The 16,017-nt window shown below is 45.8% G+C and carries 15 protein-coding genes and 1 tRNA gene; 12 read left to right on the forward strand and 4 right to left on the reverse strand.

From position 1 onward, the window contains the following. Entirely contained in the window at positions 1-1,326 is a 1,326-nt protein-coding gene (locus tag I579_RS05220) for a dihydrolipoyl dehydrogenase family protein (protein ID WP_010754649.1), read from the forward strand. Positions 1,327-1,424: 98 nt separating this feature from the next. Here the strand turns inward: I579_RS05220 and I579_RS05225 are convergent, their stop codons facing one another. Both I579_RS05225 and I579_RS05230 read right to left on the reverse strand, forming a co-directional pair. Beyond that, a complete protein-coding gene (locus I579_RS05225) occupies positions 1,425-2,582 on the reverse strand; it encodes a CapA family protein (RefSeq protein WP_371168781.1) in 1,158 nt (385 codons plus the stop codon). 305 nt (positions 2,583-2,887) lie between these two features. Next, a complete protein-coding gene (locus tag I579_RS05230) occupies positions 2,888-3,538 on the reverse strand; it encodes a FusB/FusC family EF-G-binding protein (RefSeq protein ID WP_010754646.1) in 651 nt (216 codons plus the stop codon). A 290-nt stretch (positions 3,539-3,828) separates the two neighbouring features. Between I579_RS05230 and I579_RS05235 the strand changes: the two genes are divergently transcribed. From I579_RS05235 to I579_RS05245, 3 genes are all read left to right on the forward strand, one after another. Beyond that, complete coding sequence (locus I579_RS05235; RefSeq protein WP_010754645.1) at positions 3,829-4,566, forward strand: MurR/RpiR family transcriptional regulator; 738 nt, start codon at positions 3,829-3,831, stop codon at positions 4,564-4,566. A gap of 175 nt (positions 4,567-4,741) precedes the next feature. After that, entirely contained in the window at positions 4,742-6,067 is a 1,326-nt protein-coding gene (locus I579_RS05240) for a PTS sugar transporter subunit IIC (RefSeq protein ID WP_010754644.1), read from the forward strand. Positions 6,068-6,112: 45 nt separating this feature from the next. Then, on the forward strand, positions 6,113-7,543 hold the full coding sequence (locus I579_RS05245; RefSeq protein WP_010754643.1) for a 6-phospho-beta-glucosidase: 1,431 nt from the start codon (positions 6,113-6,115) through the stop codon (positions 7,541-7,543). Positions 7,544-7,687: 144 nt separating this feature from the next. Here I579_RS05245 and I579_RS05250 read toward each other — a convergent pair. Further along, positions 7,688-7,771 (reverse strand) — tRNA-Leu (locus I579_RS05250). A gap of 135 nt (positions 7,772-7,906) precedes the next feature. Here I579_RS05250 and I579_RS05255 point away from each other — a divergent pair. From I579_RS05255 to I579_RS05270, 4 genes are all read left to right on the forward strand, one after another. Continuing rightward, a complete protein-coding gene (locus I579_RS05255; protein WP_010754642.1) occupies positions 7,907-8,401 on the forward strand; it encodes a hypothetical protein in 495 nt (164 codons plus the stop codon). A 161-nt stretch (positions 8,402-8,562) separates the two neighbouring features. After that, entirely contained in the window at positions 8,563-9,324 is a 762-nt protein-coding gene (locus I579_RS05260) for a formate/nitrite transporter family protein (RefSeq protein ID WP_010754641.1), read from the forward strand. Positions 9,325-9,444: 120 nt separating this feature from the next. Continuing rightward, positions 9,445-10,416 carry a diaminopimelate dehydrogenase gene (locus tag I579_RS05265; protein WP_010754640.1) on the forward strand — a complete coding sequence of 324 codons (972 nt, stop codon included), beginning with the start codon at positions 9,445-9,447 and terminating at the stop codon, positions 10,414-10,416. An 81-nt stretch (positions 10,417-10,497) separates the two neighbouring features. Then, positions 10,498-10,929, forward strand: coding sequence for a universal stress protein (locus I579_RS05270; protein ID WP_010754639.1), 432 nt, complete (start codon positions 10,498-10,500; stop codon positions 10,927-10,929). A gap of 89 nt (positions 10,930-11,018) precedes the next feature. On the opposite strand, the gene I579_RS05275 is transcribed toward I579_RS05270, so the two are convergent. Continuing rightward, positions 11,019-12,002, reverse strand: coding sequence for an AraC family transcriptional regulator (locus I579_RS05275; RefSeq protein ID WP_010754638.1), 984 nt, complete (start codon positions 12,000-12,002; stop codon positions 11,019-11,021). A gap of 205 nt (positions 12,003-12,207) precedes the next feature. Here I579_RS05275 and rhaA point away from each other — a divergent pair, with 205 nt between their 5' ends. The 4 genes from rhaA (at position 12,208) to fucO (ending at position 16,000) form a co-directional block, all read left to right on the forward strand. Then, positions 12,208-13,461: an L-rhamnose isomerase gene (rhaA, locus tag I579_RS05280; protein WP_010754637.1), complete on the forward strand. Its 1,254-nt coding sequence runs from the start codon at positions 12,208-12,210 to the stop codon at positions 13,459-13,461. A gap of 67 nt (positions 13,462-13,528) precedes the next feature. Beyond that, positions 13,529-14,359, forward strand: a complete 831-nt coding sequence (rhaD, locus tag I579_RS05285) for a rhamnulose-1-phosphate aldolase (protein ID WP_010754636.1) — start codon at positions 13,529-13,531, stop codon at positions 14,357-14,359. 16 nt (positions 14,360-14,375) lie between these two features. Then, positions 14,376-14,687, forward strand: a complete 312-nt coding sequence (gene rhaM, locus I579_RS05290; protein ID WP_010754635.1) for an L-rhamnose mutarotase — start codon at positions 14,376-14,378, stop codon at positions 14,685-14,687. 161 nt (positions 14,688-14,848) lie between these two features. Then, on the forward strand, positions 14,849-16,000 hold the full coding sequence (gene fucO, locus I579_RS05295; protein ID WP_010754634.1) for a lactaldehyde reductase: 1,152 nt from the start codon (positions 14,849-14,851) through the stop codon (positions 15,998-16,000). Positions 16,001-16,017 lie beyond the last annotated feature (17 nt).

Here is a 16,017-nt window from a genome sequence, read left to right on the forward strand (position 1 = left end):
ATGGATTACGATGTGATTGTATTAGGCAGCGGCCCTGCCGGTATGGCGGCGGCTTACGGACTAAAGGAAGCCGGACAAAAAGTGGCGGTAGTGGAGTCCTATCTCTGGGGTGGCACTTGCCCCAACTATGGCTGTGATCCCAAGAAAATCTTGATGAGCGTAGTGGAAGCCCAAGCCCGGGGCAAAGCGCTGGCGCAAAAAGGCTTGGTCGGAGAGACGCACATTAATTGGGAGGCGTTGTTGGCCTTTAAGAAAAGCTATACGGACCAGATTCCCACAAGACAAAAAGGTGGTCTGGAAGAAGCAAACATCGCCACGTACGCTGGTACGGCCAGTTTTGTTTCACCCCATGCGCTACAAGTAGGGGAACAGATTCTTTCCGCCCATCAATTTTTGATTGCTACAGGACAACAAGCACGGCAGTTAGACATACCCGGTCAGGAATACTTGAAAAACAGCACGGATTTTATGGCGTTACCCCATTTGCCTCCCCGCGTGGCTTTTGTGGGAGCCGGCTACATCGCTTTTGAGCTGGCGACGATTGCCCGAGCGGCGGGAGCGGAAGTCCATGTGATTCATCACAATGACCGACCGCTAAAAGGCTTTGATGAAGAGTTGGTCCAAGAACTGGTCGCCCATTTACAAGAAGCAGGCATCGTCTTTCATTTCGATGTCTCTTTAAGTGAAGTGCAAAAAGAGCGGGTGGGTTATCGCTTAGTTGCTCCTGACTTTGAATTAGAGACGGACTTAGTGATCGGTGCCACTGGACGGACGCCAAATTTAGGGGCATTGCATTTGGAACGAGCCCATGTGGACTATGGGAAAAACGGCATCTTAGTCAATGAGTACTTGCAAACCACACAGCCCCATATTTATGCTTGTGGGGATGTCTTGGCAAAAGAGGCGCCGAAACTAACACCGGTGGCTAGCTATGAGGCGAAGTATGCTGTCACCGCCATGACGAAGGCTACCCATCAGCCTTTAACCTATCCTCTTTTGCCCACGGTGGTTTTTGGGGACTATCGCTTGGCTCGTATCGGGGTAAGCGAAAAAGAACTGGCCGCTGAGCCCACGAAGTATCACAGTCAGCTGCTAGATTTGCATGACTGGTACACTTATTTTCGGATTCAAGATCAAAAGGCCAAAATCAAGTTGGTCTATGATGAAGCCGACCACTTAGTAGCCGTGACTTGTTTTAGTAGCCTAGCCGATGAATTGATTAATTATTTCGTGCTGGTTTTAAACAAAAAAATTAGCCCCGCTGAACTTAGCGATTACATCTTCGCTTATCCAGGATTGGCTAATGACTTGAATTATTTGTTGTGAAAAGTGTTGGCTATTTTAACAGGAACACTGGCGCAAGCTCACAAAAAATCAAACTAAAAAAACGGCATACCAAGTCAGCCTTGGTACGCCGTTTTTAGTTACCACTTCAAATCCAATAGCTCCATCATCTCGTGATAGGCGGTTTCGATGCGTTGTTGTTTTTCTTGCGGAACTTTTTCTGCGTATTGCCCACCGGCACAGTAATCTTCGGCTAAGAAGACTTGATAGTCATAGGCTTGGTTTTGGATGCCGTCTCTGGTGTAGGTGGCACCTTCAATGGGTTCCCGAGAAACCCAAGTAGGGTGAGGTTGGATATTGGAGATACTGGTAGTGTCTCCTTTTTTCGTCACTTCGACTTCCATGATGACGCCTCGCTCGGTCCAGTAGTTTTCCAGGGTTTCATAACGCTGGTTGGACAAGAGATTGCCCATGGAGTAAAGGATGAATTTCTTTTGGCCATCTTTTTCGATGATTTCCGTAGGTTCCGCCACGTGGGGGTGTCCGCCGAAGATGATGTCCGCTCCTAGATCGATCATTTTCCGGTAGTTGGCCTGTTGCTGTTCTGTCGGCTCCAAGGCGTACTCCACCCCGTCTTGAGGCATAACCACGGTAATGTCCGCTATTTCTTCTGCCGCTTGGATCTCAGCGGCGACTTTGTCCATGTTTAAGTCTTTCAAATACGTATCGTAATCGGCTTGGCTAATGGTGTTTTCCAAACCGTTGAAGCCATAGGCATAGGCCAAAAGGGCGATTTTGATTCCATTGACTTCTTTAATCAGGATGCCTTGATCCTTTTGATCTGGGGTATTGACCCCAATCGTATCTAAGCCTTGATCATGAAACGTTTTGGCTGTGGAGCAAAGCCCTTCAATGCCCGTGTCCAAAATATGGTTATGGGCTAGGTCAATCACGTCAAAGCCGGCATCTTTGATACTGTCTACCACAGCAGGAGGAGCGTTGAAGGAAGGATATCCGCTTAAAGCCCGGTTGGGATTAATCGTGCCTTCAAAGTCGCCTAAGGAAAGGTCTGCCTTGTCCAAAAGTGGTTTTATCTGGGCAAAGTCATTGGCTAAATCATACTTTTTCCCATCAAAGGCACTGCCGTAAACCACGTAATGATACAGCATATCGCCACTGGCGGTAATGGTGGCTTTCTGTTCTTTTGTGGGTGTTTTTTTAGACTGCTTTTTTTCGGACTTTGTTTTTTTTTGCTTGACTGGTAGTAGCCGTGGTGCTAGCTTTCGAATGGCCTCCAGACCGTAGATAAAAGGCCCCACAACAGACCAATGCGAAAAAGGTTGGGACGAGTACGACCATGGCAAAAAAAGTGAGACTGCGTTTTTTTAGACTGCGTTCTTTGCGATTCATTTTATTCCCCCGAATAACTGTTATGCTGTAGTAAGCGTTTTTCTTATTCTAGGGCAAATGACTTAGAAAAGATAGGGAATTTCACATTTTTTCAAAGGAGCGCGTTGAAAATCGTTCTCTATAACTTGGCACACTTAGGCCAGAGCGGAAAAAAAGACAAAGCCCGGTTCGCTCCGAGCTTTGTCTTTTTGCGTTATTTCGTGGGACGCAAATGGTCCACAAACTGATCCAAGTTTTGGCGATCGGTTAGTTGCCGATTGCACTTGTCACTATCGATGCAGATGTAATTACCCCGTTTTGTGTAAGTTCCTTCACTGCCGGTTTTCGTGGTGGCCATGAAGAGCGCCACGTTGTCTTCTTTATGACAAATCGTGCAGATGTTTTTCTTAACTTCACTAGGGATATTGCCGGAAAGACCAGTCAAGCGCCCTTCACTGTAAAACAAAAGGTATTTCTTCTGGCTACCGGGATCATTCCAGCCGATGTAGGTGTGTTCCCGGAGATCAAGCTCGTCGAAATTCGGTTGTTTGAGCTTCTTCACCTTGCGAAAGGCCTTTTCCACTTGTTTGGTACTAGGCTTTTCAAAAGGGATGACAAAGTCCTTAAAGGATTCAAAGTAGCTTTCTGCTTTGGCCCGTGTCAATCGCACGTCCATGGCGAAGTCCAGTAAGTCATCCATGGCAGGATCGTCAATGGGGACGGTACTGCGGATTTTATCGGTGGCCAGAGCCTGCATTGTTTGGACCGTCGTTTTATCGTTAACGGATTGATAGGTATTGATCAAATCATGGACGATTTGGCGCAAGGCCATGTATTGATCTGGGTGGATCGTTGGTTTTAGCATGTTGTTGGATTCCTTTCTTCAAACCACTGATACGAAGAAGAATCCGTATCAGACTAACAGACAACAGCCACCGCTTTAGAAGATAGGTAGTTCACCTTCAATCACCTCCTTATATTCTGTAGGTATCATATCACGTTTGACAGGGGATGCAAGAAGTTCAGGCCTCGTTTTGAAAATTTACAATTTTTTTCAAGATTGATTTTGTTTTTTTATCCTATCGAATCAGAAAATTTCGACTGGTATTCTTTTACAGAAGAAGGTATGCTTTAAGGTGAAGGAGTGAGGCAGAGATGTTTGATGTAGAAAAGGTTCAGTCGTTAAACGAGTTGGAAATGGTTGTCTATCGCTATATTATTGAGCACTTTGAAACTTTAGGCCACCTAACCATTCGTGAACTGGCGGAAGCCGCCCATGTTTCCACCTCGACTATCTTGCGCACTCTAAGTAAGCTGGGCTTCGATGGTTTTTCGGATTTTAAGTACTTTCTCAAAGAAGAACGTCTGCGAAAACAGCAGTCCATCGATTACTTTTACGACGCCACAGTTCAGGTCAATCTGTTTTTAAAGAAGCTCAATGACGAGAGTTACCAAACTCTTTTGGCCCCGGCTGTGGAGATGATTTTAAACAGTCGGCATATCCTTTTTACGGGAATCGGCACAAGTGGCATGTTAGGTGCTTACGGGAGTCGTTATTTTACCAATCTGGAATTAAATGCTTATTCCTTGTCGGATCCTTTTGCACCGATTCCGCCTCGAGGCTTGGAAAATACGCTGGTGATTTTGCTTTCGGTCTCCGGGGAAACCGACCGCATGATTGAGCAACTGCGGGACTTTAAGCGTTACGGAGCGAAAACGTTGAGCATTACCAATGACGAACACTCCACCATCGCCCGGTTATCCGATTACAATATTTCTTATTACATGCCGGAAGTCGGGAGCCCCCGAGAGGCTCATCTGAATCTCACCACCCAAGTACCGGTAGTGGCCTTAATTGAAATCTTGGCCCATCAAGTAGCCAAACAACTGTGACAAACAGCCGCTTGCGGCTGTTTGTTTTTTTGTGCGGAACATGTTTTTAAAGCCGGAAAACCGCTATCATTGATACCGGTTACAAGTTATGATGAAAGTACAAATTGGTTCGGCCGACCAAATCAGCAATTTTTCGTTTTTGCTATTATTACGGATTACAAAGGAGAGAAAAAACATGAATCAGTGGATTAATGAAAAACTATTACCACCGGTATTGAAATTTGTGAATACCAAAGCCATTACCGCCTTGCGTAATGGGATGCTTTACACCATGCCTTTTACCATTGTCGGGTCCATCTTCCTCTTATTGGCAAACTTCCCAATTGAAGACGTCAGCAACTGGGTCAATGACAGCGGTTTAGCAGGCTACTTCAATGAAGCGTTCGGCGCATCCTTTGCGATTATGGCGATTTTTGCGGTAATGGGGATTGCCTATTCTTACGTAAAAGACGACGGGTATGAAGGGTTACCTGCGGGGATGATTGCCTTGGTAGTCTTCCTTTTGACACAACGCTCTACCGTAACTGATGCTGAAGCCGGGGTGACCATTGGCAACGTAATCAACAAAACTTGGACCGGGGGCCAAGGGATGATCGCCGCTATTTTAGTTGGTTTGTTTGTAGGTTGGGCATATGTTTGGTTCTTACGTCGGGATATCCGCATTAAATTACCAGAACAAGTGCCAGCCAACGTGGCGAACTCCTTTACTGCCTTGATTCCAGCAGCAGTGATTATCGTAGTTTCCTTAGTCATCTATGCTTTGTTTGATGCATTGTTGAACACCACTGTGGTGGAATGGATTTACAAAGTGATTCAAAGCCCAATGCAAGGGGTAACAGACTCCCTTGGTGGCGCGATTATGATTGGTTTCTTGGTACCATTCTTGTGGTTCTTCGGGGTTCACGGTTCGACTATCGTCGGCGGGATCATGGGACCAATTTTGCAAGCCAACTCTTTGGAAAACACCGAAATCTTGAATGCTGGGAAAGAATTAACTGTAGCCAATGGCGGACACATCGTTACCCAACAATTCATGGACCAATTTACTACAGTAACAGGTGCGGGGATGACCATTGGGATCGTAATTTACATGGTTTTACTAGCTCGTTCGGCACAATACAAACAATTAGGACGGTTGTCTTTAGTGCCAGCACTCTTCAATATCAATGAACCAATTATCTTTGCTACTCCAATCGTGATGAACCCGATTATGGCATTGCCATTTATCTTAACACCAGTGGTTTCTGCTATTGTGACATACTTTGCACTGTACACCGGCTTAGTGCCACTCTTTACCGCAGTTCAAGTACCTTGGACCACACCACCAATCATTTCTGGTTTCTTAGTCGGGGGCTGGCGCACAGCTTTACTACAAGCCGTAGTTCTCGGCATTGGCTTCTTGCTTTACTTGCCATTTATCCGTAAAGCGGACCAATTGAACTACTTGGAAGAAACCGGCAAGACACCAGCCGAAGCAGCGGAAGCACTAGAAGCAGAATAAGGCTTTTGCTAGTCGGAAATTTGCAAAAAAAGGATGGGAATAGCGATGAGTGTCTTACGTGAAGATTTTTTATGGGGCGGCGCAGTTGCCGCCCATCAATTAGAAGGCGGTTGGCAAGCAGGGGGCAAAGGAGTCAGTGTGGCAGACATCATGACCAAAGGCGCCCATAATGAGCCCCGTCAAATAACCCCAGGTGTGCAGCCGGGGTATCATTACCCGAATCATGAAGCGATTGATTTTTATCATCGTTACCCAGAAGACGTGGCGCTTTTTGCGGAATTAGGCATTAATTGTTTCCGGACCTCGATTGCTTGGAGTCGGATTTTTCCTAAAGGAGACGAACTGGAGCCAAATGAAGAAGGGTTGAAGTTTTACGATGATCTATTTGCCGCTTGCCAAGCAAAAGGCATTGAGCTAGTAATCACTTTGTCTCACTTTGAAATGCCTTATCATTTGGTAACGGAATACGGAGGCTGGCGCAACCGCAAGATGATCGACTTCTTCCTGCGCTTCGCTCGGGTTTGCTTCAATCGCTACAAGGGCGTCGTGAAATACTGGATGACCTTTAACGAAATCAATAACCAAGCCAATTACCAAGAAGATTTTGCACCGTTTACCAACTCTGGTCTGAAATTTGAACCCGGTGAAGACCGGGAAGCCATTATGTATCAAGCAGCCCACTACGAATTGGTGGCGTCCGCTAAAGCGGTGACCTTGTGCCATCAAGTCGATCCCGATGCAAAAATCGGCTGTATGATTGCCATGGTGCCAATCTATCCTTATTCTTGCAATCCAGAAGACATGATGGGGGCCACCGTAGCTATGCACCGACGCTACTGGTTTGCCGATGTGCACTGCAAAGGGCATTATCCAAATTACATGAACACCTACTTTGCTCGTAAGGAAATCAAGCTAGACATTACCCAAGAGGACTTAATGGACTTGCGGGAAGGCACGGTGGATTACATCGGCTTTAGTTACTATATGTCCTTTGCCATTAAAGGTCAGGACAATGGGCCTTTGTATGATTACGACGAAGCCCACGATTTGGTAAAAAATCCTTACGTGAAAGCTTCCGACTGGGGTTGGCAAATCGACCCCACCGGCTTGCGCTATGCTTTAAACTGGTTTGCCGACCGCTACGAATTGCCATTGTTCATCGTGGAAAATGGCTTCGGCGCAGTGGACGAGGTGACAGCCGAGGGCGCAATTCACGACCCTTATCGCATTGAGTACTTAAAGGCCCATGTACAGGCCATGAAAGATGCGGTAGCTTATGACGGGGTGGACCTCATGGGGTACACGCCTTGGGGCTTTATCGACTTGGTCTCTGCCGGCACCGGGGAAATGAAAAAACGCTACGGCATGATTTACGTGGATTTAGACGATTACTTGCAAGGTAGTGGGAATCGCAGTAAGAAAGATTCCTTCTACTGGTATCAAAAAGTGATTGAAACCAATGGGGAAAGTTTGTAACCCTCCCTTCAGGTAAAAAATGAGTCGGACAATCTTTGGATATTCTCCGCTGGCTTTCAGCGAGAGTACCTAGATTGTCCGACTCTTTTTATGTGGAAATAAAAAAGAGCGACCTCGTAAGATCACTCTTTAACGTATTATCGATGCGGCCGAGAAGACTCGAACTTCCACGGTATTGCTACCACTAGCGCCTGAAGCTAGCGCGTCTGCCAATTCCGCCACGACCGCATAAGGCATGAACCTAGGATAACGGAAGCACGAAAAATTTGCAAGAAAAAGGAGGGAAAGATTTTCCCTTTGCCCCTAGACAAGGCCAGCCAAAGATAGGTAGAATAAAAGGATACCAAAGCAAGGAGTGAACTTATGATCGAACGAGAAAAATACTTGAAAAGAGCCAAAACTTGGAATATCGTCTTGATGCTCCTGACCGCCTTTACGATTTTAATGAATGCGGCGGCTTTGTCCTCAACATTAAATCCCCAACGCTCGGCTTACGATACTTTTGAGAAAGCCGGTATGGATGCTGACAAGATGTTCCAACATGCGAATACCCTACCAGTAAAAGTCATGTTTATCCTGGGTTTGGCCTTATCTGTTTGTTTAGTCGTCAGCTATTTTCTGGCACATAAAAAAATGGCGGCCGATGAAATTCCGACCAAATGGCCTTATTTGGTTCTCATTGGCTGGCAAGTAATCGACATGCTTTTCAATATCGTCTATGATCCTACTGGGGTTAATTTGACTACTAGCCGGGGCATGCTGTCCTTGGTGATGATGTATGCCATCGCCTGTGTTGTGCCAGTAGTGGTGTATTACAATTTGTTTCATGCTGAAAAGAGTACGGAGCAACTATCGTAAGGATTTGAGGAAGCCTTCAGCGAGGGCTTCTTTTTTGTTGAGCTAAAAGATTTATGGGAAGAAAAATCAAAGAATTTTGTGCCTTTTGTAACAAATGTGGTTGCATTTTTCTAAAAAATCCGTAAAGTAGGTAACGTGTTATTTTAGAGAGGAGCAATGATATGTTTTCACCTGCAGAAATTGTTGATATTAGTATCGACAATGGCATCAAAAAGATTCAAAAGCCATTATTAGCAAAATTGATTTTAGGGTTTATCGGTGGTGCGATGATTTCTTTAGGCTACTTAGCCTATATTCGGGTTTCCGCCTCCATTCCGGCTTCATTAGCCAGTGTTCAAGCTTTTGTGGGAGCCAGTGTTTTTCCAATCGGTTTGATTGTGATTTTAATGGCCGGTGGGGAGTTGATTACCGGCAATATGATGGCGGTCAGCATCGCCTTTATGGATAAGAAAATCAGCTTTAAAGATTTGTTGATCAATTTCTTGACCATCACCTTCGCAAACTTAGTAGGCGCGTTGTTTGTTGCGTATTTCTTTGGTCACTTGGTGGGGTTGACCCACAGTGGCGTCTACTTGGATCAATTGTTAAGCTTGGCCCATCACAAGACGGAAGCTACTTGGTTACAAGCGATTTTTTCAGGGATTGGTTGTAACTGGTTTGTCGGCCTAGGTTTGTGGTTGTGCTACGGGGCCAAAGATGGTGCCGGTAAGATTATGGGGATTTGGTTTCCAGTAATGGTCTTTGTGGCCATTGGTTTTCAGCATAGTGTGGCAAACTGTTTTGTGATTCCCGCAGCGATTTTTGAAGGCCAAGGCACTTGGATGGAATTTCTCTGTAATTTTGTCTTTGTTTACTTAGGCAATATCATCGGGGGAGCGATTTTCGTCTCTGGTTTTTACTACGCAAGCTACAAACATCATTGATTTTTCGAGTCGGGGCCTTGTGCTCCGGCTTTTTTAATAACAGAAATTGTCTGACTTTTCAATTATTTTCTGCTCTTTTTAAGCGAGCTATAGTATAATTTTTGAAAAGGAGTGATGGGAATGATTCGAGTAGCGATTGTGGGCTATGGCAATTTAGGCCGGGGCGTGGAGCTGGCCTTGAAACAAAATCCAGATATGAGCTTGGTTGGCGTATTTACGAGACGGGCACCGGATACAGTGACCACTCAAGGGGCTCAGGCGTATGCCATGGAGGACTTGGTAGGGAAAAAAGCGGAGATTGATGTCTGTATTTTATGTGGCGGGTCGGCCACGGATTTACCGGAACAAACTCCGGCATTAACGAAGGATTTCAACACGGTGGATAGTTTTGATACTCATGCGAAGATTCCTGAGCATTTTGAACGGGTGAACCAAGTGGGCAAAGCCAATCAAACTTTGGCAGTGATTTCCACTGGCTGGGACCCAGGGTTGTTTAGCTTGAATCGCTTGTACGCCCAAAGCATCTTGCCAGAAGGAGAGACGTATACCTTTTGGGGGGAAGGGGTGAGCCAAGGACACTCCGATGCATTGCGGCGGATTCCCGGGGTGGCGGATGCGACTCAATACACGATTCCCAATGAAGAAGTGATCGAAGCGCTTAAGGCTGGTCAGAAAATGAACGTAACTACCCGGGACAAACACTTTCGCCAATGCTTTGTGGTATTGGAAGAGAACGGGGATGCGGCGGCGGTAAAAGAAGCCATCGTCACCATGCCCAATTATTTTGCAGAGTACGATACCGAGGTTAATTTCATCTCCCAAAGAGAATTGGACAAAGAACACAAAGCCATGCCCCATGGCGGCAAGGTTTTGCGCACAGGGACAACTGGAACGGATACGCAACAGGTTATCGAGTACAATCTGGCATTGGCCAGTAATCCAGAATTTACCGCCAGTGTCCTAGTGGCTTATGCTAGAGCTTGCGTGCGCTTGGCCCAAGAAGGACACACGGGAGCCATGACAGTTTTGGACATTGCACCGAAATACTTGTCGCCTATAGCAGATGATATCTTGCGGCGGGATTTACTGTGAGATTGGTTGGAATAATAGTAGAAAGCGATTACTCCAAGAATTACTAGGAATGTGGTATGCTTAAGAAAAGGAGGGATTTACATGAATGACGCCTATAATCGGATTTTGGTCGCGTTTGATGGTTCTCGTTTGGCGGAGAAAGCTTTTGACGAAGCCGTGCGCATCGCTAGTAGTAATCAAGCGAGTCTGACCTTAATTGCCATTGTCAACGACGCAGAGTTAGCCACCAGTGCCTTTTCTTTTTCCAAATTATTCGCTCAGGAGAAGGAACGGGCAGAGACGGAAATGCTGAAAAAAATTCAAGCAGCTACGGAAGCGGGAGTCGGTGAGGTACAGGCCTTTGTGGAAGTGGGAAATCCGAAACAAATCATCGTGAAATACGCAGCGGATAATGCTGTGGACTTATTGGTGATTGGTGCCACAGGGAAGGGCGCCATTACCCAATCCTTAGTCGGTTCCACGACAGCTTATGTAGTCAATCATGCCCCTTGCAATGTCCTAGTTGTGCGCTAAACAGAAGTTTTTTTTGGAAAGTAAAAAAACCCGGTCGCCAAAATTTGGTGATCGGGTTTTTGCTTGTTCTGACTTACTGAGCTAGTTGACTACTGGGCTTGGTCTCGAAGTTCTTTTGGAGTTTGCCCGTATTGTTCGCGGAATTTCTTGTAAAACTGAGTCTTACTGGAAAAACCGGTGTACTGGCTGATTTCTTCAATGGGCAGGGTGGTGGCAATCAGTAGTTGCTGGGCATTTTTTAAGCGTTCCTTGGTCACCAATTCTTTAAAGGTGGACTGGGTACGTTTTTTGATTAAATTAGACAAATAGTTGCGATTGTAGCCGATATCCTTGGCTAGCTGATTCAAGGTCAACGTGGCAGAAGATTCCTCGATTCTTTGTAGAATTTTGACCATTACGTCGTCTTGGGTGGCGTCTTTGTAAATCGCCGCCACTTGGCTTTGGTAGATGCGGGAAAGTTGTAAAAATAATACTTGGGACAGGCTCTCGGTAATTTCTTGGCCCAGTCGCCGAGCGTTGATTGATTCACTGATCATCTGCTCTAAGGTCATGCGGGCTTCCACTTCTTTCGTCAAATCCAAAATCAAGTAGTTTTCATGGTAATTCGGCCCTAAGATGGCGTTCATAATAAAGTCGTAGGTCATCCCGGCGCTTTCGGCATCTGTGCGCTTTAAAGAAGACAGCTTCAAATCCTTGGTACGAAAAAGGAAGTTCAACAACAAGTCTGCTTCCCCTAAAGCCGCTAACTCATGCTGGGAATCGGTATCCAAAAGGAGCAATTGATTTTCTTTCAAGGTGATTTCCTTGCCATTGACCACCTGCTTAGAGGTTCCTTGCAACATGTAGTTAAACTCCAAAAAATGATGGGAATGCAAAGGATAAGGAGCAAAGCGGCGATGCTTGCGAATCACGATAGGGTGGTTTTCATGGAAAAGGTGGTTCTGGATTTTAAAGCGGGGCTGGCCTAATTCCCGTTCTTCTGCGAATTCTTCGATAAAACGGCCGGTTTGGCATTGTTTTTCCTCCCAGTCGTCCACGGGGGAAAAGTGCTGGATAATTTGTTCTTTTAACATAGTCTCACCTGTAATTTTGATACTGAAAGAGTAACATTCTAGCATTGCTTTGTAAAGGCTATCAGGATATTCTTGGGGTGTAATCGGAAATCTTAAGAATTGTTCCTAAAATCTGGCATGATAAAGGAACTTGTCTAGACAATCAATTGAAATTTATCTCCGAATAAGCACAAAGAAAAACCTTTAAAGAAAAGAGGATCTCGAAATGACGGATGTAACAAAACGTTACGAAGAAGCAAAAGCAAAATACGATGCCATCGGTGTGGATACCGATGCTGCCTTGAAAGCTTTGCAAGATGTAAAAATCTCCATGCACTGCTGGCAAGGGGATGACGTAAAAGGCTTCTTGACCCCAGAAGGCGAATTAACTGGTGGGATCATGGCGACAGGAAACTATCCCGGGGCGGCTCATACTCCTGAGCAATTGCGCCAAGACTTAGAAAAAGCCTACTCTTTGATTCCAGGTAAACACAAATTAAACTTGCACGCCATTTACTTGGATACAGACGAAAACGTAGACTTAAACGAAATCGAACCAAAACACTTTGCCAAATGGGTAGAATGGGCGAAAGAACAAGGCTTAGGCCTAGATTTTAACCCAACATTCTTCTCTCATCCGATGATGAAAGACGGCATGACCTTGTCTCACCCAGACAAAGCCGTACGGGAATACTGGATCGAACACGGTAAACGGGCTCGTAAAATCGCCGCTTATATGGGAGAAGAAACCGGACAAGTCTGCATCGACAACTTCTGGGTACCAGATGGCATGAAAGACAACCCAATCGATCGCTACCAACCAAGAAAACGTTTGATGGAATCTTTGGATGAAATCTTCTCCGTGGAATACAGCGAAGACTTCACTCAAGATGCAGTGGAAAGCAAACTCTTTGGTCTGGGTGCAGAAGCTTACACAGTAGGTTCTCACGAATTCTACATGGGCTATGGTTTGACTCGCAACAAGCTAGTTTGTCTTGATGCAGGCCACTTCCATCCAACCGAAGTCATCTCTAATAAATTGTCTTCCTTGGCTTTGTTCTCTAAAGGTGTCATGCTCCATGTTTCTCGTCCTGTACGTTGGGACTCTGATCACGTGGTAATCATGGACGATGAATTGCAAGACATCGCCAAAGAATTGGTCCGAAACGACTTGATGGAACGCACCAATATCGGCCTAGACTTCTTTGACGCAACGATTAACCGAATCGCCGCTTGGGTGATCGGTACCCGCAACACGCAAAAAGCTTTGTTGAAAGCCATGTTGGAGCCAACCAAAGAATTGCAAAAAATGGAATTGAACTTCGACTTCACTTCTCGTTTGGCCATTACAGAAGAATTGAAAGACTTCCCTTATGCGGATATTTGGAACTACTTCTGCGAACAAAACAACGTACCTGTTGGGTTGGATTGGTTAACCGAAGTTCAAGCATACGAAAAAGAAGTTTTAGCAAACCGTTAATGAACGCCTTGGCCTGACCTTGTGTCGGGCCCTTGGGCTTTCGTCAAAAAGAAGGGAAGTTACACTCGTGAAAAAAATCGACATTTTGGCAGCACCTTTTGTACAAGAAATGATGAATACTACCGCAAACCTTTACCGTTTAGGTTGGGATGAACGCAACGGCGGCAACATCTCTTACTTATTGGATGAAGAAGATGTAAAACCTTTCCTTGACTTGGATAAAGTGATTCGGGAAATTCCCATGATTTTTGATGCTTCTAAATTAGCTGGCCGTTACTTTATCGTAACCGGTTCTGGCAAATACTTTAAAAATGTGATTAATGCACCAGCAGAAAACTTGGGCATCGTGCGGGTTGCGGCAAACGGCAAATCTTTGGACTTATTGTGGGGCTTGGAAAACGATGCAGTGCCAACTAGCGAATTGCCATCTCACTTCATGAGCCATATCGCGCGTCTAGAAGTTGATCCTGAAAACCGCATCATCATGCACAACCATGCCAGCCATTTGTTGGCAATGACTTTCACCCATGAAATGGATGAAAAAGCCTTCACGCGGACGTTGTGGCAAATGTGTACCGAATGTTTGGTCGTCTTCCCAGAAGGTGTTTCTCTCTTGCCTTGGATGGTACCTGGAACTAACGAAATCGGGGAAGCAACTGCAGCGAAGATGAAAGAAACCCGCTTGGTAATGTGGCCACAACACGGTGTTTACGGTGCCGGCAAAGACATGGATGAAGTCTTTGGCTTGATCGAAACCGCTGAAAAAGCGGCTCAAGTCTACACCTATGTTTGTGCCCAAGGTGGCGTGAAACAAACGATTTCCGATGCTGATTTGTGGCGCTTGGCCGACGCATTCGGCTTGACTCCTCGGGAAGGCTACTTAGCACCGAGAGCGTAAGCAAGGAGGAGTTTGAATGATTCAAAAAGCAGTTCGCATGCAAATCTATCCAGGTTATGCGGCGGAATACCAAAAGCGTCATGACGAACTTTGGCCGGAAATGCAACAGATGCTAAAAGACCATGGAGCCATTAGCTACCGCATCTTCCTTGATCCGGAAACCAATTACTTGTTTGGTTTCTTGGAGATTGAAGACGAAGAGCGGTGGAGCGAAACGGCGACCACGGCAATCAACCAAAAATGGTGGGACTTTATGGCGGACATCATGGAAACCAATCCAGATAATTCACCAGTGGCCCAAGACTTAGTCAAAGTCTTCGAACTATAAGCAACACCCAAAGCAAGAAAAGCCTTGAGGTACTGGCCCTCAAGGCTCACTTGCACAATCTAAGGGTACTGAAACTCGCAATCAAACAGCATTTTGAGACCGAGTTTTCTTTTAAATTATCATGTGATACTTATCACAATAACTAAAGGAGGAAATACAAAATGGCAAATCGAATGATCCTAAACGAAACATCTTATCACGGGAAAGGCGCAATCGAAAACGTCCCAGTAGAATTCAAAGCACGGGGCTTCAAAAAAGCGGCTGTGATTACCGATAAAGACTTGATTAAATTTGAAGTAGCAACCAAAGTAACCGACTTGTTAGATGTAGCAGGTATCGACTATGTCGTTTACGATGGCATCGTGCCTAATCCAACTATTGAAAACGTACAAGAAGGCGTGGAATTTGTGAAAAACGCTGGGGCAGATGCGATCATCGCCATCGGTGGTGGCTCCCCAATCGATACGGCAAAAGCGATTGGCATCATTATCACCAACCCAGAATTCGCCGATGTGGTAAGCCTTGAAGGGGTAGCGGAAACCAAGAACCCTTGCTTGCCAATCTTAGCTGTGCCGACAACTTCCGGGACTGCCGCAGAAGTTACGATTAACTATGTTATCACCGACAAAGCCAACAACCGTAAATTTGTTTGTGTAGATCCTCACGATATCCCAGTGGTAGCCTTTATCGATTCCGATATGATGATGGGCATGCCAAAAGCGTTGTGTGCCGCAACCGGAATGGACGCCATGACCCACGCAATCGAAGGGTACATTACCAAAGGCGCTTGGGAAATGACCGACATGTTGCACATTAAAGCCATTGAAATCATTGGCCGCAGCTTACCAAGCTCTGTGGCTGGCGATGCCAAAGGTCGGGAAGATATGGCTTTGGCCCAATACATTGCCGGCATGGGCTTCTCTAACGTGGGTCTAGGTTTGGTTCACGGTATGGCGCATCCACTGTCCGCTTGGTACAACATTCCTCATGGGGTTGCTTGTGCTACCTTGTTGCCAACTGTAATGAAATTCAACAAAGATTTCACCGGGGAAAAATACCGGGATATCGCAAAAGTCTTAGGGGTAGCTAATGCGGACACCATGGACTTGGCAGAAGTGCGGGATGCTGCTTGTGCTGCCATCGATGCCTTGAGCAAAGAAGTGGGCATTCCAGCGACTATCTCTGAATTAGGTGTGAAAGAAGCGGACTTGGCTCAAATCGCGGAAGATGCCTTCCGAGATGTCTGCACACCAGGAAATCCACGGGATGCTTCTGTGGAAGAAATCATCGCCATCTACAAGAGCTTGATGTAAGCTCGTTAAACAAAAAA

The sequence above is a fragment of the Enterococcus asini ATCC 700915 genome, from assembly GCF_000407365.1.
GTDB lineage: Bacteria > Bacillota > Bacilli > Lactobacillales > Enterococcaceae > Enterococcus_C > Enterococcus_C asini.